General features: G+C 38.9%; 19 protein-coding genes and 1 pseudogene. 14 read left to right on the forward strand and 6 right to left on the reverse strand.

Annotated features, from left to right (window positions below):
* Positions 1-470: 470 nt before the first annotated feature.
* Positions 471-968 (forward strand): DUF2867 domain-containing protein, encoded by a 498-nt coding sequence (locus C9J45_RS04280; protein WP_107259724.1) that lies wholly within the window; start codon positions 471-473, stop codon positions 966-968.
* Positions 969-1,076: 108 nt separating this feature from the next.
* Positions 1,077-1,427, forward strand: coding sequence for a GlpM family protein (locus C9J45_RS04285; RefSeq protein WP_107291227.1), 351 nt, complete (start codon positions 1,077-1,079; stop codon positions 1,425-1,427).
* A 165-nt stretch (positions 1,428-1,592) separates the two neighbouring features.
* On the opposite strand, the gene C9J45_RS04290 is transcribed toward C9J45_RS04285, so the two are convergent.
* Positions 1,593-3,692 (reverse strand): S9 family peptidase, encoded by a 2,100-nt coding sequence (locus tag C9J45_RS04290; protein WP_107292192.1) that lies wholly within the window; start codon positions 3,690-3,692, stop codon positions 1,593-1,595.
* Positions 3,693-4,168: 476 nt separating this feature from the next.
* On the opposite strand from C9J45_RS04290, the gene C9J45_RS04295 reads away from it, so the two are divergent.
* Positions 4,169-4,699: a hypothetical protein gene (locus tag C9J45_RS04295; RefSeq protein WP_107292193.1), complete on the forward strand. Its 531-nt coding sequence runs from the start codon at positions 4,169-4,171 to the stop codon at positions 4,697-4,699.
* A 49-nt stretch (positions 4,700-4,748) separates the two neighbouring features.
* Here the strand turns inward: C9J45_RS04295 and C9J45_RS04300 are convergent, their stop codons facing one another.
* The 4 genes from C9J45_RS04300 to C9J45_RS04315 form a co-directional block, all read right to left on the reverse strand.
* Positions 4,749-5,366: a TPM domain-containing protein gene (locus tag C9J45_RS04300; protein ID WP_107291229.1), complete on the reverse strand. Its 618-nt coding sequence runs from the start codon at positions 5,364-5,366 to the stop codon at positions 4,749-4,751.
* A gap of 2 nt (positions 5,367-5,368) precedes the next feature.
* Complete coding sequence (locus tag C9J45_RS04305; protein ID WP_107261631.1) at positions 5,369-6,127, reverse strand: YgcG family protein; 759 nt, start codon at positions 6,125-6,127, stop codon at positions 5,369-5,371.
* Positions 6,127-6,726: a LemA family protein gene (locus C9J45_RS04310; RefSeq protein WP_107261633.1), complete on the reverse strand. Its 600-nt coding sequence runs from the start codon at positions 6,724-6,726 to the stop codon at positions 6,127-6,129. Before C9J45_RS04310 ends, C9J45_RS04305 begins: the two co-directional genes overlap by 1 nt.
* Positions 6,727-7,393: 667 nt before the next feature.
* Positions 7,394-7,597 (reverse strand): hypothetical protein, encoded by a 204-nt coding sequence (locus C9J45_RS04315; protein ID WP_107206832.1) that lies wholly within the window; start codon positions 7,595-7,597, stop codon positions 7,394-7,396.
* Between the two features lie 516 nt (positions 7,598-8,113).
* Here C9J45_RS04315 and C9J45_RS04320 point away from each other — a divergent pair.
* From C9J45_RS04320 to C9J45_RS04335, 4 genes and pseudogenes are all read left to right on the forward strand, one after another.
* Positions 8,114-9,340, forward strand: coding sequence for a hypothetical protein (locus C9J45_RS04320; RefSeq protein ID WP_107292194.1), 1,227 nt, complete (start codon positions 8,114-8,116; stop codon positions 9,338-9,340).
* Positions 9,324-9,524 (forward strand): hypothetical protein, encoded by a 201-nt coding sequence (locus C9J45_RS04325; protein WP_107291231.1) that lies wholly within the window; start codon positions 9,324-9,326, stop codon positions 9,522-9,524. Before C9J45_RS04320 ends, C9J45_RS04325 begins: the two co-directional genes overlap by 17 nt.
* 5 nt (positions 9,525-9,529) lie before the next feature.
* The gene (locus tag C9J45_RS04330) at positions 9,530-10,111 is read left to right on the forward strand and encodes a JmjC domain-containing protein (protein WP_146144318.1); all 582 of its coding nucleotides are present in this window, start codon (positions 9,530-9,532) and stop codon (positions 10,109-10,111) included.
* Between the two features lie 546 nt (positions 10,112-10,657).
* A pseudogene (locus C9J45_RS04335) lies at positions 10,658-10,780 on the forward strand (ISAs1 family transposase); the annotation flags it as partial.
* Positions 10,781-11,555: 775 nt separating this feature from the next.
* On the opposite strand, the gene C9J45_RS04340 reads toward C9J45_RS04335, so the two are convergent.
* Positions 11,556-12,134, reverse strand: coding sequence for a hypothetical protein (locus C9J45_RS04340; RefSeq protein ID WP_107292196.1), 579 nt, complete (start codon positions 12,132-12,134; stop codon positions 11,556-11,558).
* Between the two features lie 417 nt (positions 12,135-12,551).
* On the opposite strand from C9J45_RS04340, the gene C9J45_RS04345 reads away from it, so the two are divergent.
* The 7 genes from C9J45_RS04345 to C9J45_RS04375 all read left to right on the forward strand — a co-directional run bounded on the left by C9J45_RS04345 (position 12,552) and on the right by C9J45_RS04375 (position 21,693).
* Complete coding sequence (locus tag C9J45_RS04345) at positions 12,552-13,589, forward strand: potassium channel family protein (protein WP_107287808.1); 1,038 nt, start codon at positions 12,552-12,554, stop codon at positions 13,587-13,589.
* A gap of 247 nt (positions 13,590-13,836) precedes the next feature.
* The gene (locus C9J45_RS04350) at positions 13,837-16,536 is read left to right on the forward strand and encodes a nitrate reductase (protein WP_107292197.1); all 2,700 of its coding nucleotides are present in this window, start codon (positions 13,837-13,839) and stop codon (positions 16,534-16,536) included.
* Between the two features lie 15 nt (positions 16,537-16,551).
* A complete protein-coding gene (gene cobA / locus C9J45_RS04355) occupies positions 16,552-17,439 on the forward strand; it encodes a uroporphyrinogen-III C-methyltransferase (RefSeq protein WP_107292198.1) in 888 nt (295 codons plus the stop codon).
* Positions 17,440-17,562: 123 nt separating this feature from the next.
* On the forward strand, positions 17,563-18,138 hold the full coding sequence (locus C9J45_RS04360; RefSeq protein WP_107247251.1) for an ANTAR domain-containing response regulator: 576 nt from the start codon (positions 17,563-17,565) through the stop codon (positions 18,136-18,138).
* Positions 18,139-18,393: 255 nt separating this feature from the next.
* Complete coding sequence (locus C9J45_RS04365; RefSeq protein ID WP_107292199.1) at positions 18,394-19,854, forward strand: CmpA/NrtA family ABC transporter substrate-binding protein; 1,461 nt, start codon at positions 18,394-18,396, stop codon at positions 19,852-19,854.
* A gap of 57 nt (positions 19,855-19,911) precedes the next feature.
* On the forward strand, positions 19,912-20,838 hold the full coding sequence (locus C9J45_RS04370; protein ID WP_107206973.1) for an ABC transporter permease: 927 nt from the start codon (positions 19,912-19,914) through the stop codon (positions 20,836-20,838).
* A 21-nt stretch (positions 20,839-20,859) separates the two neighbouring features.
* Positions 20,860-21,693: an ABC transporter ATP-binding protein gene (locus tag C9J45_RS04375; protein WP_107292200.1), complete on the forward strand. Its 834-nt coding sequence runs from the start codon at positions 20,860-20,862 to the stop codon at positions 21,691-21,693.
* Positions 21,694-21,700: the final 7 nt, after the last annotated feature.

Consider the following 21,700-nt stretch of genomic DNA (forward strand, 5'->3'; position numbering starts at 1 on the left):
GATATATTATTGGTTATTACAGCCAATTACGACCACATCAATATAATGGCGGATTAACACCGAATGAATCAGAACGATTATATTGGTTAACCTCTAAAACCGTGGCTAGTATTTGTTGACCACTACAGTTTGAATTCGAAATGAGTGATGAAGAGAGAGCTATACATTCATCCTGCTTGTAATATATGTGTAGGTAAATCATGACAGCACGAAAGTGTGGAGCAGTTAATACTTCATTAAAAGGTGCAGCAATCCAATATGACTTAAGAGTATTCCCATGCTGCCAAGAAAAAACAGTTTATTTAAGTGTTAGGACGGGATAAAAGGACCAAGGTGAACAAGTGTAATTACGATGATGTAGGCTAATTGTGAATATCATTTAGGAATGTGCGCTCGCACTACTAATCTAAAGTATCTGGAAATGGAATACATTGCTAATGTAGAGATACATTCATTAGGGAGAGCTTACAATGATCAAAGAAATCACTTTTCCGAGTTCAACAGGGATCTTAGGCAATGAAAAAGGACGATATTATCGTGATTCCTTTTCGGTCAATATTAGCCAACAGCACTTAAATGCCATTGATGTGTATTATGCTATTTTTGCCCATTTACCAAAGCCTGTGATTATTGCAATGAAAATAAGAAATAAGATCATGGGTTGGCTGGGGTTTTCAGCGGGCGCAACGGAAATGTCGTTACCGAAAGAACAAATAGCCACAGGTAAGCAAGCTGGTTTTCTTGTATTTGAGTCGGTATCGGAAGCGGAGGTAGTTGCAGCAGCTTATGATAAAAATATGGATATGTGGTTATCCGTGTTGAAGCTCTCTGAAAAAGAATATGCGGTTTCAACATTGGTGAATTTAAAAACACGATCTGGACGTTTATACATGGCGTTCATTAAACCTTTTCATAAGTTGGTGGCTAAGTTCTGTATTGCTCAAGCATTGCGTGCAAAGCGTATTTAAACAGTTAATAAGGTGTAACATTTTTCTATTAACTCTTGTTTAGAATTTTAAGGTAAATTGCTGCTATCTAATAAGTGATCACTGCGATCTGATAAAGGAAGATCATCGATGGTAGCGCTATTTTTCAAGTGTTTGTTAGGGGCTTTTGCCGTTTTGCTCATTGCGTTACTTTCTAAAAGTAAGAGCTTTTATATCTCCGGTTTAGTGCCTTTATTCCCCACCTTTGCCTTAATTGCCCACTATATTATTGGCACAGAGCGCACCATGGCAGATTTGCGTATGACGGCATTATTTGGACTGTATTCGCTAATCCCTTATGCGGCATATCTCATTGCTGTTTATTACTTTAGTTATAAATATGAATTAGTTTGGACACTATCATTGGCAGCATTAGTTTGGGCTTTCTTTGCTTGTTTGTTACTGATGGGGTGGACGAAGTTTAGCCCTGCATTGAGTTAGGTGAGAGGTAGTGAGTAGGGTGAGATAGGGAATCGTGACATGAACACTCAATCTTAAGCTTATTTACATTAATGCAAAGAATATGGCGTGTTCGGTGATTATTTCACTCGCGAACACGCCATAATATTAATGCGATGATACCTATTTGCTTAGATTAGTGACTTTTCATTTAGTCATTTTTTCGTTTAAAAGGTCGATGAAGAAAGCATATTCCAATGCATCTTCGTGGAGTGCTTTAAAACGACCTGATGCACCGCCGTGACCAGCTTCCATATCGGTTTTAAACAGTAAACGATTGTTGTCTGTCTTCATCTCACGCAGTTTTGCTACCCATTTCATTGGCTCAAAATATTGCACTTGTGAATCATGTAGCCCTGTTGTCACAAGCATGTTTGGGTAGTCGTGCTGACCCACATTATCGTATGGCGAGTAACTTAACATGTACTCGTAATACTCTTTCTGATTAGGGTTGCCCCATTCGTCATATTCGTTTGTCGTTAATGGAATAGACTCATCCAGCATGGTCGTTACCACATCAACAAATGGCACTTGCGCTGCAATACCGCAATATAATTCAGGCGCTTGGTTAGCAATAGCGCCCATTAACAAACCGCCTGCAGAGCCACCAACAGCAAAGATTTTATATTTCGCACCGTAACCTTGTTCGATAAGTGCTTTTGTTACATCAATAAAATCATTGAAGGTGTTTTGCTTGGTGAGTTTCTTTCCATCTTCATACCAAGGGCGACCTAGCATTTCAGAGCCGCGAATATGCGCGATAGCATAGACAAAACCACGATCAAGCAAGCTTAAACGTGATGATGAAAAACTAGGATCAATGGTTGAACCATAAGAACCGTAACCATATTGGTAAAGCGGATTGGTGCCATCTTTTTTAAATAAATCTTTACGGTAAACCAAAGAAACAGGTACCTGTTTACCGTCACGAGCGTTGATCATTAATCGCTCTGATTGATAGTTACTTGCTTCAAAATCGCCTAGTACTTCAGCCTGTTTTAAAAGGTCGAACTCACTGTTATCAAGGTTGATATCAAAGTGAGATGCTGGCGTTGTCATACTTGAATAGTAAAGGCGGAGCTTATTGGTATTAAGTTCTTTATTGCCATAGAAGAAAGCGGTGAATGCTTCATCATTAAAGTGTAATTCACGCTCTTCATTGGTATCTAATTGACGTACAGTCACATGGGTTAAACCATTTGAACGTTGCTGATATACAAGGTAGTTATCAAATAATTCGTAATCTTCTAGCATCACACCTTCAGCAGGTGCTATTACATCTTGCCATTTTGACTTATCACCGATTTGATCGGTATCAACTTTCATTAAGCGGAAGTTAACAGCCTTATAATTGGTCAACACGTAAAATTGCTGCCCAAGTTTCGAAATACTGTACTCTAAGCCTTCTTCACGCGCTAAGAATGGTTTTGCCGTAGCGTTTGGATCGTTAGCATCGATAATAGAAACAGCACTGGTTTCAGTGCTTGAATGCCAAATATACACCAATTCGTTATCTTTACTTTTACCTATCGAGGTATAAAACGTTTGATCTTTTTCTTCAAAAATCAACACGTCTTCAGTCTGGTTTGTACCTAATTGGTGACGGAATACTTGATACCCCAATAAGGTTTGCGGATCTTTCTTGATGTAATAAAACGCTTTGTTATCGTTCTGCCACGCAATAGATCCACTGGCGCCTGTGATTTCATCAGCAAGGTATTCACCCGTAGTCAGGTTTTTTACTTTGATGGTGTAAATACGACGGCTAACAGTATCTTCACCATAAGCCAGTAAATTTTCATCTTGGCTTACACTTAGGCTTGATACATTGTAATACTCGTGATTTTTAGCCAGTTCGTTAATATCAAGCAATACGGTTTTATTCGTTCCTGCAAAATCGTCTGCTCGAACTGAAACAGGATATTCATTATCACCCGTTACTTCGCTGGAATAGAAGTAATTGCCTTGTTTTACAGGGACTGAATTATCATCTTTTACAATACGGCCTTTAATTTCTTCAAATAGCTGCTGTTGTAATGCTTCTGTATGCGCCATTACAGCATCGGTGTAAGCATTTTCAGCGTTAAGATGCGCAATGATCTCAGGATCACAGCGTTTATCATCACGCATCCAATAGTAATTATCAGTACGTGTATCATTATGGATGGTCATTTCATGTGGTACTTTCTTTGCGACTGGCGCTTTAAATGAAGACGCATGAACCACGTTTGTTGTTTTTGTATTCACAATAATGTCCTTCCAAGTATTTTCTTTTCATTGAGCATAAAAGAAAATTTAAAATAGGATACAACGATTACCATAAGGTGTTGTATTTTTGTTATTTTTTAAGACAGATTTAGGCATGAATAAACGCGATAAGAATGCATTTATAGTTTTATTATGCTCTGCTTACATCCTATATCTTGGGGTATTTCTCTATTTTTCAATCCTTAGAATTAAAATCGAAGAATTAAGATAAAAAGTAATATCGTAGCTGCTATTTTTTCTTATATGAAACAGAGATAATTGTAATTGAAGATTTTAATTATATGGAAAAAAGCTAACGCATTGGTTTTATTGTAAATTTACAAGATAAACCATGTATTTTTTGATCATATAGTCAGTTGTGGTTCATAAAAACGAAATAACGTGATTTCACTCACGAAATGAGCTTTGCTAGAGACTAATATAAGAAATATAACTAATTGATAGTATGTCTTTTTATGAAGAGCACATGGATTATAGTTTTAGGAATTGTTGTTGGTGCTATCGTGATAGGCGGACAATCTTTTTACCCGTTGCTGACCTCACAAAATATTCTTAACGAACCAAGTGGTGAAGTTAGGTTAGGTGACGTTTACGATGAACAGTTAACGACGACAGTTACGATTACAGATGCAGATAATAAGATGCCCATCTTGAGGATCATGACGGACACAGATCAGATAACAACGGATGTGAAGCAAAAGCTGAGTCAAATGGTAAAAGAAGCCAATGAAACGCTACCTGCACATGAAAAAATGCGATTAGAAACGACCTATTTTGATACGAATGTGAACATTGAGCTAACCACAGAAGTGACCTACCATTCTCAATATCAAAATAAGATGAAGGTAACCATTGACGATATTGTGTTATCTCATCCTGCTGACGAGCAATACCACTTTGCTGAAGCGACAGATATGATAAATACCTCCGCGCAGAAAATGGATATGCTTTTTCATCAACAATATTCATTTTTCCATAAAGTATAGTGATAAAAAAAGGCGCTCAGTGAGCGCCTTTGGGGTGTGGTATTTGAGATTAACTAATCACGACTAAGCAATTAGGTAACTCATTTTTATTTTCAGTTAATGGATAAGCATTAGCCAGTAACTTGCTTGATTGCTCTAAGCACTGCAGAAAGCCTTCATAGGTTTTTCCTGCGCGAACATTGGTTGTGAAATCAGCAACAATAGAGCCCCATGCTTCATCACTGATTTGTTCACTAATACCGAAGTCCGTTAATATTTCAACGTAATGTTCGGCTTCACACACAAAAATCATCACGCCTAAATGCTGTTTGGTGCGATGAATACCATTGGCGAGAAATTGCTCTCTTGCCACAAGACTAGCACGACGATGTTTCACTGCTTTTGGCACCAGACGATATTTAATCGCAGGGATCCTAAATAACAAGGTAAACGCGATAAAGCCGACTAACTGACATAATAGAACGTCGTTTAACTCTAACCAAAAAGGTAAGAAATTGAGTAGGGCGGGAATAAATAACGCAATAATTGCAGCCCATAATGTCGGTACAAAATAATAGTCGTCGGCTTTAGTCGCCACAACAGTCATTAATTCAGCATCGGTTGTTTTTTCAATTTCACCAATTGCTTGGCTGATTGTTTCTAGTTGTTCATTAGTAAATAACTTCATATTTACCATCCTCCTGATGCGCCGCCGCCACCAAAGCCACCACCGCCGCCACTAAAACCTCCACCACTGCTGCCTCCGCCAAAGCCGCCACCATTTCCGCCAGAGCGAGGGGAATTTCCCGAACCAAAACCACCACTGGTGAATACATCACCATTACGACGATAATACTGTGAACGATGACTTCTACGTCGGCTAAAGGCGATAATTTGAATCACGATGACAAAGAGTATGAATAGGTAAAGATCATAAGACGGTTTTTCTTCTTGAACCACAGGCTTATATTCACCTTTAATTGCCCCAAGGATCGCTAATACGCCATTTTCAATCCCTTTGGCAAATTGGCCTGATTTAAACTCAGGTTTTATTTCGTGGTTGATAATACTAATAGCTGTCGCATCTGGCAGTGCGCCTTCTAAGCCATAACCGACTTCAATCCGGATTTTCTTGTCGTTATAGGCAACAATTAATAGCACACCGTTGTCATGCTCTTTATTGCCAATACCCCATTTACGACCGAGTTGATACCCGTAATCGGCAATAGGGATCCCATCTGTTGATGGAATGGTAACAACAACGACTTGGTTTGAAGATTGTTTCTCTTCATTCGCAAGCAGTTGCTCTAGTTGTTTGATTTGCGAAGCATTAAGGATATGCGCATCATCCACCACACGTCCCGTGAGTTTTGGGAAGGTGGGTTGTGCAAAGCAAACTTGGCTAACTAGCAACAAGAGTCCGGTAAAATACAGGACTTTTTTAATCATTAGAATGCTACCTTAGGTGCTACATCAGCATTGGGTGTCGTCGCTGAGAAGTTTGGTTTAACCGTTAAATCGCTATACATGATCCAATGCCAGAAACGACCTGGGAAAGTACGAATTTCTGTATTAAAGGCTTTAACGCTATTAATGTAATCACGACGAGCAACGGCAATACGGTTTTCTGTGCCTTCAAGTTGCGCTTGCAGTGTAATAAATTGCTCATTAGCTTTTAAATCAGGATAACGCTCAGACACAACCATTAAACGAGATAGCGCACTGCTTAATTGTCCTTGGGCTGCTTCATACTTTTTAAATGCTTCAGGGTTATCTATTGTTTCAGGAGTAACCTGCATTGAAGAGACTTTTGCACGCGCTTCTGTAACGGCAGTTAATGTGTCTTTTTCATGGCTAGCGTAGCCTTTCACCGTTGCGACAAGGTTCGGGATCAAATCAGCGCGACGTTGGTAATTATTTTCAACTTGTGCCCAGTCTGCATTTACTTGTTCATCGAGCATGGGAATTGTATTAATACCGCAGCCGGTCAGTTGGAGCAGTAAAGCCAAGCTAAATACCCATTTCAGTATTTTTGGAAAATTAAACATTCGTATCCCTTCTGTTATGTATGATTATATTTACGTTGTTTATTGATAATTGAACAATGCAAAATAATGGAGTTTATACATGTTAAGTATAAATAAAATTAAATAATTATCATCAATATGTCATTGTTATTTTTAGTATAAAAAATCAATAAGACGCAATTATTATGGCAAAAATAAAGAGTGTATTAGGTGGTTAGCACATCTAAATGTGTAATAACTATTTTGCTTGTTACTCGCTGGCTTTTTGGTGGCTGTAAGTAAAGAAGGTGTGTTTCCTTGGTAATCTCGGTTTCTTGCGAATTGAAGTTAAAGAGGAGAGATACAGCAACATTCGTCATGCTGAAGATGTCTTTCGACATTATGAATTAGTAATTCACAATGAATTACTAATTCATCTAACTCGGAATTGCCCCAAAACGTAGAGTAGATGCTCCTCACCAAACGACGATGTTCATATTGACCAACATTTTCTAATGTTAGAAGCTTATGAGTAGCCAGCTTAGTTGAAGATCAATATTGATAGTAATAGCAAGGTTATCTACAAAATCACATACCCAAACGGCAAGATCTATATCGGGAAGAATCTGACAAACAGTATCCATTTATCCTTGGTGCCGGTTTATTGAGTACGTCTTTGAACGTGGCTTTTACACTGGCGAATTATCTACTAATCATCTTTAGTGATATCTAAGCCCAGCAGCCCGAAATAAATGGTACCTCGTAAGCTTTGATAGAGGGTGTCATTATCACTGCTCAGTGCCACTGCCTCTTGAATCACTAAACATCGATCATCATCGATTGAATGCTGACTATCGTTGAGATAGACAATATGCTCTTTACGGATTGTTCTTTTAACTTCAAATGCGGTCAATGCTCTTCATAACTTGAAGTAACTTTTCTCGTCGGTAATCAATTAACATTGTTCTTCGTATGTTAAGTACTATTGTATGTTTTTCATCCGAAATAATTATAACCTTAACCATGCTGTTCAATAATTAACCACCCCATAATGAACTTTGCAAGAGCAGAACACTCACGAATAATATAACGTAATGATATTTAGTGCTTTCTGAACACAAAGTAAGCTAATTTCATGACGTGAATCACACTGCGTTATTAAAGTCGCTGCAATTGTTGTTATAGTCTGAAGTTACATTTTGTTGCCTATAGTTTCTCTAAGATTTAATTTATTTACAGTAAATTAAATTTCAATTACATTTTTTAACAATACTGAAGATTGAATATGCAAAACAAATCAAACCAAATGAACAAAAATTATGAATAATGATGACCCGAAGGAATTCATAGGTGCTGCCTTTATTTGTAAATCAGGCATTAGAGCTAAGGCTTGCGCTGAGCACATAAACTTGAAAACAGGAACTCACGAATGTTCTTTTATAAAATGAAGAAAAATGTGTATGCCTTTTTTTTGAGTAATATGATGCTTAGGATATCAGTCGATGCGATAATATTCTCATTTCTGTGGTTTTACTTATCTGATGATACTATATTAAGTGGTATTACATACATGGCATTTAGGACTTTTGAGATATATTTAATGCCATTTAGTTCATATTTACCCGATAAATTTGGAAGAAAAACGGTATATAACTATTGTTACATTTCCGCTTTTATTTGTTGCTTACTTGCGTTAACTGCCTTGATTGTTCTTGAATCAACTTTGCAAATGATTGTATCAGTAGTTACATGTTTATTGTTAGGTGGTGTAGTGAGTATACTCCCAACAAACACAACATCTTTACTGCATGACAGGTATGGTAGTAGGTCTAAAGTTGCATTCAGGGTTGGATCTATTTTTGCGTCTTATAAAATATTTCTATCTCCGATAATAGGAATGCTAACTACTATATCTTTTGGTAGCTTAAATACGGTCATAATAAGTACTGTTCTTCTAAGTATTGCTTTTTTTATAAAAGAGTATGCATTAATAAATATACCTAATGTAAAATCACTTGACAGGGTAAAGTTTAGCGATACTTTTACGAGTTTGTTCAACTCATTATCAATAAAATACGAAAAGGTCTTTATTCCCACCTTAGCTGTGATTAATTTACTTATGACTCCATTTTTCATGGTTTCATTACCACACAATGCTGCAAATGGAATTTATCCAATTCCTGAGTTTGTTGTTTTGTTAGATATGCTTTTCGGATTAGGGGTATTCATTGCTAACAAATTTATTTCAAACAAAATTCCTGATAAGCAAGCAATTCTTATTGGGTTATTTTTATTAGCTCTTATGCTGTCGTTTGGTTCTGGAGATAACGTTTATATGGCACCTGCAATGTTGTTTTTAGGGGGGCTTGGGCTACCATTAATTGTTATAAACATAACTACTATTCGTGTAAATAACATACCGAAAGACAAAAAGTCCATGTATCTATCATCATTGACTTTTTGGAGCCTATTTTTAAATCCAATTTCAATTCTAATTATATCTTATATGTATAAGTACGATTTAACTAATAACGTTCAAAACGTTTATTTCTGTATTTCATTTTCGATTCTTGCTTATTTTTTTTACAATGCTTTTACATTTTCCACTGATGTTATAAATCAAGTTAAAGGACAAGAGAATGAAAAAAATAATTGATATCCTTTTAAACAGAAATACTGATAGTCACGGCCTACCATCTAACCCTTGTATAATAAAAGGTGGTGGTAGTGAGTTTAAAAATATAATATCTGTAAATGATATAGATGACTTTATTTCAGTTGATGGAGCAAGGCTACCGTATATAGCAATATCTAACACAAAGAAAAATATAGTCAGCTGACTGATGTGCCTTTTCAACAAAGAGAACTTGGATATTTTGACTCCTCTATTATTTTACAGGAGTTTTTAAATGGTAGCTCTATAATCATGAAGCACATTGACCGTAGGTTTCCAGCTGTTGCGGCACTTAAAAACAAAGTTATCGAGGAATTGTTTCCTTACACCGTCCAAGCCAATGCGTATTTAGCACCGAGTGACACCCAAGGTGTTCAAATACATGCAGACCCACATGCAACCCTTTTAATACAGTGTTCGGGAAAGAAGAGATGGCTTGTTTGGGGGAGGGCTTTTGACGACACTCAAGAGTCTCTATTAGAATCTTTAGATTTAGACAAGAGAGTTAATGAGATAGCTAAAGGTCAACCTATTATTGATGAATTTGTTCATGAAGGTGATATTCTTTATATTCCTAAAGGTTATGTCCATACCCCATTTACTTCTGATACACACTCATTGCACTTAACTCTAGGTATTCAGACCAACTCCGAGAGTTCTTTGGCTTATACAGGAAAAAGTATACCAAATGACAATAATGTTAGCTATTCGTGCAAAGACTATATGCTCGCGCCATATTTTTTGCCTGAATGATTCACAAGCTAACAAGATACATTTAAATTATGTTGCGCCTTGTTCATAAACTTGGCTTTAATATCACGGAATAATATTCCTTCTAGCGTCACCTATAGACATTTTTAAAAAGCCAATCAAGACAGGAGTGGTAACTCTAATGCTGTTCACTTAAGGTGAGCGGCATTGTTTTTGCTAGAGTAGCGGCTTGGTTTCTTCTTCGCTACTATTTCTCGTCTATGTGTGGCGAACCGAGAACATTGAAGTAATCGCCATACAACCAAATCAGTTCACTTGCTTAAGAGTCGAATAAAACAATAACTAAAAAGTGAGGATAATAATATTGAATACTATAGATACGCGCAGAGAACCAGAACCTAACAAAACTTGTGAAAATAAAGGCAAGAAGGAATATAGCTCCGACAGTTTATTACTATCTTGCTTATAATTAATGGATTTTGGACTTTAATAATTGAAGAGTTTACACTTCAAAATAAAACGCTACTTTACTCCGTAAATATCGGTTTGGGTATGATACTTGTTGGGCTGTTGCTTTCTCGCTTGGTGTCATTTAATCGTGCTGCTTTGAACACGATAAAGCTAGATGAGAGTGACAAAGATAGCTTAGCTGCCAAACGTAGAAAATCAGGTTGGTCTGGCGAATATCGCTCAAAAATGATCTTTGGTTGATATTTAGCCAAAGTTGAATCCCGCCCTGTGGTAGGTATAACTACATGGACAAAGCGTTTAGCACGCTGTTTTTTACCGCGGGTATTGGGGCACTTCAGTTTCCAAAGCTACTGATGAAATCGCTACGATCTCACTTCTTTCTTACCTAATACTAGCTTTTAGTTTGGCTAAGAGTCGACATATTGAAAGACTGGAACGCTATAAAGGACGTATATATATGTCTTTATTGTATGGTTAAAAACTCCTGTGTTTCTGACTATCGCAGTGTTTTTAGTGTTAATTGCTACAGGCATGTTAACCCCAAACACGCTTGATGGTTTTTCATTAAAAGATCTGTTGGGCTTTTAGCACACACATAACAAGTAAGGATTAAGTGTTGCGTAGCCAACGTTAAATCCCAAGTGTTGAACAAGCCCGAGCCTCTGTATAAGTAAATTGTGCGATATGCTCTAGAGGGGGGCAGCCTTGATGCTTTTCTCAAGGCGAGTTCGGTGTTCGTAAGGCAGAGGGGGCGCTACATCATCTGGTGTGTCATGCATGCCATTTTTGCTATTTGCCATACCTATAGTTATTCATGACATTGCTAATGTAAGTTTTCGCGAAACTCATTTCTGTCCACAAACGAGCTAGCTTTCATAGCTAGCTCATTGTGATCACCGAACGACTCTGTCGCATCTTAACTACCCAACAGAAACGTAGCGATAAAACCCATTGTTATGATTAATAGTTAAGGCATCAAGCAACCCAATCGGGGGAACAATTGGGTTGCTTGATATTAGGCGTTTAACACCTTCTGATTGTTTGAGTGCCAATCAAAATAGGAGTTGTTACAACCATAGTTTCTTGCGGAGCCTTTTACAATTTTGATCGTATTATCTGATGACTCTGAAAACGTAAATGGCTTGGTTGATTCACTATACCAATGTTTATCACCTTGTTGAAAAGTCAGGCGAAAGTTCACAATTTGTAATGCATCGTTAATTTGATAAAAGCCCTGATCTTCGGTGGTGACTGAGGTCTGTATTTTTCTTGCTTTATCGTTATAAACAAAATCTGTGGTATGAATCTCGTAATGGTTACCTGTTCGCATAATGTTGAGTTTTCCATTTATTGCGATTTCAGCAGTATTGATATCAATCGGGCAATGAAAGTTTTTTCTTGTTGGTGTTTTATTAATACACTTTTTTGCCTGCTCTAGAATGGTTTGGTTTATATCAAGTTCTAAATTTGATTGCTGTGTTTTTTCTTGCTTAGAAAAATGCGCAATATTAGCCGTCGGTTGTTCGGATTTATTGTAATAAAAGCAGCAAATCGTAATTAGTGCTACTGCGCCTATAAGTCCATATTTCTTCATAATTATGTAATTGACTGTTGTTTTATTGCAGACGATAAACGAGGTGTCGAGGGCTGTAAATAGACTTGAACAAGGGCAAAGCGAGTATCACAAAGAAATGACAAACGTGAATCGAATATGAAGACGAAGATAGTCATTGTTAAGTTTTTGGCGAGGGGAAGAGAAACTAAGGCAGCGTAATTAACACTGAGATTAATATCCTTATGCTGATAAAAAAACAATATACAGTAACCGATAATAGAATTAGCGTTCTGTGAATAACTTGTGGTATTCAATGTTTTAATAATAGTGGTTTTTTGGTTATTTATTTCTTATGGTATGTGAGTGTTTTACAAATTAAGTACGGCTTTTAAATAATTACCTTTAACAAGCTACGCTTAAATCTGAGGGTTATATTTATTTGAGTGTGGGGTGAATATGGGGCTGTGGTTATACCTACAACGGATCACGGTAAAATATTTCTCTCAACTAACTGGGCGAAATATTGCAGTTATCACGGGTTTATACATCGCAATAAGTTGGTTACTACTGTTTCTTGTGGGTGAAAAACAATTAAGTCGTTCTTTCTCCACTTTCTTTTATTACTTAGTCGTAACCGCTTCTACTGTGGGCTACGGCGATCATTCTCCTGAAACCGCACTCGGTAAATGGGTGGCTGCGCTATTTATTATTCCGGGTGGTTTAGGGCTATTTGCGATTGTTGTTGGCCGGATAGCAACCTTGTTCGTGAGTGTTTGGCGACGTGGCATGTTAGGAAAAAGGAGTCTTGAAATGGAGCAGCATATTTTACTGTTGGGGTGGAATGAAAATCGAACGCTTAGCATGTTACGAATGTTACTACATGAAGAAGCAGGGCGTCGGACGATTGTGTTATGTACGCGTTCTGAAATCGAAAACCCTATGCCTGATAAGATAGAATTTGTCCGTGTCACTAGCTATACCAATGCCGAGGAAATGGCGCGTGCCAGTATAGATAAAGCCAGTTGTATTATTGTTGATGCGCTACATGATGACGTAACCTTAACTGCAGCATTATTTGCCGCAGGTCGTAATCCAAGTGCACATTTACTGGCTTATTTTGATGACGAGGGGCTGAGCGATTTATTAAAGCTTCATTGTCCTAATGCGGAATGTATTCCTTCGGTTGCGATTGAAATGATTGCTAAATCAGCGGTTGATCCGGGGTCGAGTGTGCTTCATCAAGAGCTATTAAGTACGGATAAAGGGATGACTCAATATGCGATTGATTACCCTTCAACACAACAACCAGCGACCTTTGCGTTATTGTTTGAGCATTTTAAATATCAGCACGATGCTATCCTTATTGCCTATGACGATGGTAAGGGGATTCAAGTCAATCCACCATTAAACCAATCTATTACTCCTGCTACTCGTCTATTTTATATTGCGGATGAACGTGTTGATGATATGACGTGGCCAGAGCCAGCATCTTGATGACTCATTGTTGTGCAACGACGCATTATGTTGGTGCTGTGGGTGATTACGGTAGAAATTAAAAAGTAAAGGGGTGGCAATTAACTCACTGTTATCTAATAGTAATTTCTTGTTTTTTTAGGTTGGCATACTCACTGCATTAATCTTATTGCACATTCACTATTTCGTTAAGCATTGGCGCTTATCTCTTCTCGGGATAAGCGTTTTTTTTATTTCAGTGGCAGTGCGATATTGTTAAGGGGAAGGGATGATTAGCCAAGGAATTAAATCAGCATGTCCATATTGCGGTGTTGGCTGTGGCGTTGTAACAAAGCAGTCTGAGATTATTGGTGATGTATCTCACCCAACAAATCGTGGTGCACTTTGTGTAAAAGGTTCGTCACTCGTAGCCAGTATGAGCCAACCTAATCGCTTGTTATATCCTCAAATTAAAGGAAAGGTTGTCGAGTGGGATCAGGCAACCAGTCAAATAGCTGAAACCATTAGCCGTGTGATAGCAGAATCCGGTCCTGAAGCCATTGGTATGTACTTATCTGGTCAGTTATTGACGGAAGATTATTATGTTGCCAACAAATTAATGAAAGGCTTTATTGGTAGTAGCCATGTCGATACAAACTCTCGGTTATGTATGGCTTCTGCTGTTGCTGCACATAACCGAGCATTCGGTGAAGATATTGTTGCTACCAATTATAGCGATTTAGACAACACCGACTTAATTGTGCTGGTGGGTTCTAATTTAGTGTGGACTCACCCCATTGTTTTTAAACGTATCCAACAAGCAAAAAAACAAAATCCATTATTAAAAATAGTGGTGATAGATCCACGTAAAACGGTAACAGCAGAGCAAGCGGATTTACATTTAGCATTGGCCAATGATACCGATATTGATATTTACAATGGGTTAATTCGTTACCTTATAGAGAACAACGCGGTTGATCGTGATTTTATTGCTCAGGTAACTGAAGGTTTTGATGCATTACAGCAAGAGGTAATGAAAGATAAATATTCATTGCTTGAAGTAAGTAAAAGTAGTGGCATTGCGATTGAGCAACTAGCAACATTTTACCAATGGATGAAGGAAGCGCCGCGTGCTGTGACGGTATTTTGCCAAGGGGTGAATCAAGCAAGTTGTGGTACAGATAAAGCCAATAGCATTATTAACAGCCATTTAGTTAGTGGAAAAATGGCAAAACAAGGTTGTGGTCCTTTTTCTATAACAGGCCAGCCTAATGCGATGGGAGGAAGAGAAGTGGGGGGGCTTGCTAATCAACTCGCCGTTCATCGTGGTTTTGATGATGATTCAATTTCGCAAGTTAAAGCATTTTGGCAAGCACCTAATATCGCAACAAAGGCAGGGCATAAAGCGGTCGACTTATTTAAAAGCGTAGAAAACGGTGATATCCGTGTGTTGTGGATCATGGCAACTAACCCAGTGATTTCGATGCCAGATAACGAGCAAGTACGCCGAGCATTAGAAAAGTGTGAATATGTGATTGTCTCTGATATTACCCCTGAATCAGATACAGCAGCGTATGCAGATTGCTTATTACCAGCAGCGGCATGGGGCGAAAAATCAGGTATGGTAACAAACTCAGAGCGTATGATGAGTCGACAGCGGGCATTTACCGCAATGCCAGGTGAGGTTAAAGCCGATTGGCAAATTATTTGTGATGTGGCGAAGCAGTTAGGTTTTAGCAAAGCGTTTGATTATCAATCAGAAGCCGATATTTTCCGTGAACATGCCGCCTTAAGTGGGATTAATAATAGTACTGATTTGTTATTTGATATTTCATGTTTAGCACTGCTTAGTGATGATGATTATCAAACGTGGCAACCGCAGCAATGGCCTCTCAATTCGACCAGTAATGGCGTATTTGAACAACACAATGACCTTCCTTTATTTTCGACTCCAACCAGAAAAGCCCAATTAGTCGTCACGCCTTCAGCAAGTGAAAACCCGTCGTCAAATGTGATGTTAGCGCAAGATGCCTCTCAATCGATCTTCTGGCTTAACACTGGTCGACAACGTGATCAATGGCATACCATGACACGAACTGGGCATGTTCCAGTATTGGCACAGTCTGAAGTCGAGCCGAGTCTTTATATTCATCCAACCAGTGCTAAACATGTTGGGTTAGTGGATGGTGACTTCGTTTGTATTGAATCGCTTGAGAGCTATCAAGATTTGAATAAACACCTTGCTCGGGTTGTTTTTGATTCGACACTTAGCCAGCAGCAAGTGTTTATGTCTATGCACTGGGCTGGGAAATACGGTGCAAAATCGGCTATCAATCAAAGTGTGATTGTGGCTTGTGATCCTATATCCGGTCAGCCTAGTTTTAAGTCCGCACAAGTAAAACTAACACCGATCTCAATGGAATTTCATGGCGTGTCATTAGGGGATATTCCGGCACAATTGGACTATGAATATGCCAGTTTCCAAACGTATCAGAATGAACATTATCAGCAGAAAGGGATCTGGCGATATGCAGGTAAGACTTGCTTAGACAAAACGGCGCTATTGCGATCTTTAGCTGGATCTAAACAGCAGTATTTATTAGTAGAACAAAAGTGGGGATTTGCCTTAGTGCAGTTAGCCAAGGTAATTAACCCTGATATTAAATTGAATACTACGGCGATCCATCTTTTTAGTGATCAGCCAATTAATGTTGATATGACGACACTGATTAACTGTGTTAATCAACCCTTTGTGATGACGGATGTGCTAGAAGCCTTAGGTTTTCAGCATAGTAAGCAAACGCTTGTCTGTAGTTGTTTCCAAATTACGGATCTGATGATTGAACAAGCCATTGTTACCAATAACATCACATCATTATCCGATCTTACTAAGCAATTAAAATGCGGTACTAATTGTGGTACTTGCCTACCTCAAGTTGAACGACATTTTTCAGAAAGTCAGCAACTTATTCCAACTGTTCAATTATAAATGAAGGATGAAATCATGGATGATTTTTCAACAATCAAACGAACCGCTAAACAAGTCTTAAAAAGTCGATTTCAGTCTCATGATGATCAGGGGTACAAAAAGGTACTGAGGCCACTTTCATCTGCAAGTCGTAAGCATGATAGCGGGTTTGTAAGTTTAGTGGGAGCTGGCCCGAGCGACCCTGATTTATTAACGATAAAAGCATTGCGCGCACTTGAGCATGCCGATGTTGTCGTTTATGACCGTTTAGTCAGCCAAGATATTATTGCGTTAGCCAACCCTGAAGCTATTCATATTTATGTAGGTAAGCGTTGTGGTAAACCGAGTTTATCGCAAGAGGAAATTAATCAGATATTGATATCAGAAGCACATAAAGGGCAGTACGTGGTGAGAATTAAAGGGGGCGATCCTTTGATCTTTGGGCGAGGGGGAGAGGAAGCGTTAGCCTTGGTGGATGCAAATATTAATTATGAGTTCATTCCAGGTATTACTGCCGCGATTGGTTGCGCGGCTTCTGCTGGTATTCCTCTTACTCATCGTGAAGTTTCGCGTTCCGTTACCTTAGTCACAGGACATGTAGCAACAGGGGCTTTTAATGCGTGGTCGCAACTTGTCGCGAATGGGCAAACCTTAGTGTTTTATATGGGACTAGAGAAGGCACAACAGATACAAAACCAATTGATTGAGGCCAAATTAAATGAAGAGACACCTGTTGCCGTGATCTGTCATGGCTGCTCTGTTAATCAAGCTGTCTATATTGAACAACTTAAAGGACTCGCGGCATTAGCAGAGGATCTTAAAGGCGAATCCCCCGCCTTGATCATCATCGGTGATGTGGTAGCACTACGTGAGCAATTACAGCGCACAGCAAGGCAATTAACTGAGCAAGTGTGTTTGCTTTAAGGGGCTGATTTTAATAAATAGGTTTATTTATAGTTTTGTTTTTAGAGTTGGCAGTCTAATTGCAGTGTACGTAATAGGAAAATAACCACTTGTATAGAAAGATGTTGTTATCAAGGAAAGATTATGCCAGTTATCCCTATTATTATTTGCAGCGACAGCCAAGAAGAACAAAGCAAAATAGCGCAGCGTGTTGCCATTGATCTCCGCGTTGTTATCGAGGTTAAGTTTAATCAATTAGCTGGGATGTTATCGCAATATCCTGACGCTACTATTGTGACTTCATGGCTACAGCCTTGTGCTGAATTAAAAGAGATCATTAAACTCACTTCTTTAAATAGTACGCCGCTTATTGTTTTTATTCGTAAATTTAATATTAATACTTTCAATATATTACCAGATCCTGAAGGGTATTTATTACTGCCATCAACGGTTGACTGCGAGTTTGAAACGTGGATTGGGCGAGCAAAACAAGTGCGTGATAAGCAAATAAAACTGACGCAGGAAATTGCAGATTTAGAGCAAAAAATCATGGATAAAAAATGGATCGATAAAGCGAAAGGCTTACTCCAAAAGCACCATGGTCTTAATGAGAATCAAGCTCATGACGCACTACGAAAAGCGGCGATGGATAATGGTTTGCCGATGGTGAAAATAGCGAGAAACTTAATCTCAACATTACAGAAAACCGAACAATATTAGCTTTATTTACTTTGTTATCTGTTACTTATCTGGTGCGACCTGCACCATATTAAGGCAAATATAAATAAAACTAATAATCGAAATATCGTAACTAGCTGTTTTTAATGTTTTTTACGATTTTAAAAAAATTGGCATAAATGATGGATTAATAAATGTGTAAGTTGTGCAAGCGCATCACTTACACAAAATTTTTGGTCGCACTTGAATAACCGACGAGAGCGATAAAAATCCATAGCTACCATGAAGGTACTTGGGATGGCACCGAAGCCACTGTTTCTTAACCGAAGCAGTGGCTTTTATTTTTTAAGTTGGGTAGGAAATATTATGGCTATAAAAGGACTCATGCAGCTCATCAAAAAATCGTACGGCGTCAGTTTATCTGCTTTGCTGTTTGGAGCGCTAACGGTCAATGCATCGCCATTGGTGTTAGGCGAGCCTGAGAAAGAAGAACTAAAACTAGGCTTTATTAAACTTACGGATATGGCACCGCTGGCTATTGCTTATGAGAAGGGCTATTTCGAAGACGAAGGCTTGTATGTCTCACTGGAAGCGCAAGCAAATTGGAAGGTGCTACTGGATCGCGTGATTGATGGTGAGTTAGATGGCGCGCATATGCTGGCTGGTCAACCTCTCGGTGCAACAATCGGTATTGGTACCAAAGCACCGATTATTACGGCATTTAGCATGGATCTAAATGGTAATGCGATCACTGTTTCCAATGAAGTATGGCAACAAATTAAGCCACAATTACCGGTTGATGAGAATGGAAAAGTTATCCATCCGATTAAAGCTGAAGCGTTAAAGCCTGTACTGGAACATTACAAAGATACCGGAAAGCCATTTCAAATGGGTATGGTTTTCCCGGTATCAACCCATAACTACGAATTACGTTATTGGTTAGCAGCCGCTGGGATCAATCCTGGGTTTTATGCCCCTGAAAAAGGCGATAACAGTGGGCAACGTGAGGCTGAAATCTTACTGAATGTCACGCCACCACCGCAAATGCCAGCCACGATGGAAGCAGGAACAATTCAAGGATATAGCGTTGGTGAACCTTGGAACCAACAAGCGGTAGCGAAAAAAATTGGGGTACCGATCATTGCAGATAATGATATTTGGAAGAATAACCCAGAGAAAGTCTTTGGTGTGACGGAATCATGGGCGAAAGAAAACCCTAATACGCATATTCGATTAGTTAAAGCCTTAATTCGTGCAGCGGCGTGGCTTGATCATAATGGTAATGAGAATCGTGCCGAGGCTTCAAAGATACTTGCTCGTAGTGAATATGTAGGGGCTGATGAAAAGGTAATAGCGAATAGCATGACAGGGAGCTTTGAATATGAGGCTGGTGATATTAGACCTGCACCCGATTTCAACGTGTTCTTTCGTTATAACGCGACTTACCCTTACTACAGTGATGCTGTTTGGTCATTAACCCAAATGCGTCGCTGGGGACAAATACCACAAGCAAAACCTGATAGCTGGTATATCGATATCGCCAAACAAGTTTATCGTCCTGATATTTATCGATTAGCAGTTAATGCCCTGATTTCAGATGGCCTTATGAAGCAATCAGATTTTTCAGACGTCGATAATGAAACGGGTTTCCGCCCTCCACATAGTCATTTCATTGACAATATTACCTATGACGGTCGTAGCCCGAATGCGTATCTCGAGCAATTTTCGATTGGCTTAAAAGGCGATCAGCAGATCTAAGGAGAGATCATGTCAGCAACGATTAGTTTTCTTAAACAATTACCCGAGCAAAAAGTCATGTTAAAACGCTCATCCGAATGGTTACTACCAGTATTAGGCGTCTTGTTTTTTGTTGTGATTTGGCACTTTTCGGCACTACAAGTGAAAACATCACTTGGTTCATTACCGGGACCGGTTCAAACCGCTGAACAATTTGTGTTACTGGTTGAAGATCATCTGCAAGAGGGAGAAAAAGAACAGGCTTTCTATGAGCGTCAGGAAGTACGTAATGCTAAAAAATTAGCCGCTGATCCTGATGCCAATATCAAAGTGCGTGCTTACACGGGTAAAGCGACATTCTTTGATCAAATAGTCACCAGTTTAGTGACTGTTGCTTGTGGCTTTATTTTAGCATCCGTTATTGCGATCCCATTGGGGTTAGTGCTGGGACTCAATCACAAGTTATACATGGCGTTTAACCCTATTATTCAATTATTAAAACCTGTTTCACCATTGGCATGGTTGCCGTTAGTGACCATGGTAGTAAGTGCAAGTTACGTAACGAAAGATCCGTTAGTCGCAAAATCCTTTCTTAATTCGATGCTTACCGTCACCTTATGCAGTTTATGGCCAACCTTAATTAATACGGCCGTTGGCGTAACGAATGTTGATAAAGATTTAGTCAATGTGAGTCGAGTATTGCGTTTATCTTATTGGCAGCATATTAGAACGATTGTTTTGCCCTCTGCCATTCCGATGATTTTTACCGGCTTAAGATTATCAATTGGTATCGCATGGATGGTACTTATTGCCGCAGAAATGCTCGCGCAAAATCCGGGATTAGGCAAGTTTGTATGGGACGAGTTTCAAAATGGCAGTGCAGCATCGTTAAGCCGAATTATGGTTGCGGTGGTGATGATTGGTTTTATTGGCTTAATGCTCGATCGATTAATGCTCATGATCCAAAAGCGTGTTTCATGGGATAAGCAGCAAGTGTTGCGATAAGGCGAAAAAAGGAGAAGTAAGATGCAAAAACCATTACTTGAGTTAACTCAATTAGGGATGCGTTACCCTGTCGCAACGGGCGAATTTGTTGCTTTGAAAGACGTTAATTTAACCGTCAATAAAGGAGAGTTTATTTCCTTAATTGGACATTCTGGTTGTGGTAAATCAACCGTGCTTGATTTAATCGCAGGTCTTCAGATGCCAACTGATGGTGGGGTTATTGTCAGTAATAAAGAAGTTGCAGGGCCGGGGCCAGATAGGGCGGTCGTCTTTCAGCATCACGCTTTATTACCGTGGTTAACGGTTTATCAAAATGTTGAGTTAGCGCTTAAACAGGTCGCGATACATCAAAAACAGAAAGTGAGTAAGACTTTGCTTAATCAGCAAGTGATGCACTATTTAGAGTTGGTGCAAATGACCCATGCCAGTGACAAAAAGCCTGATGAAATTTCTGGTGGTATGAAACAGCGGGTAGGGATTGCTCGTGCTTTAGCAATGCAGCCCAATGTTTTACTGATGGATGAGCCATTTGGTGCTTTAGACGCACTGACAAGAGCACATCTGCAAGATGCCTTAATGACAATTCAAGCTGAGCTTAATAATACCATTATTATGATCACCCACGATGTCGATGAAGCCGTGCTGTTATCTGATCGTATTGTGATGATGTCAAATGGTCCTGCAGCCACAATCGGTCAAGTATTAGCAGTTGATCTACCTCGTCCTAGAAATCGTGTTTCTCTCGCAAATAACGAACGGTATCAATATCTACGTCAGCAAGTTTTACAATTTTTATATGAGAAGCACTGCAAAGTTAAGCCAATGACTCAGCCAAGAACGCAAGAAGTCGCGTAAGGAGGCA

Source organism: Photobacterium sp. GB-1 (assembly GCF_003026165.1).
GTDB lineage: Bacteria > Pseudomonadota > Gammaproteobacteria > Enterobacterales > Vibrionaceae > Photobacterium.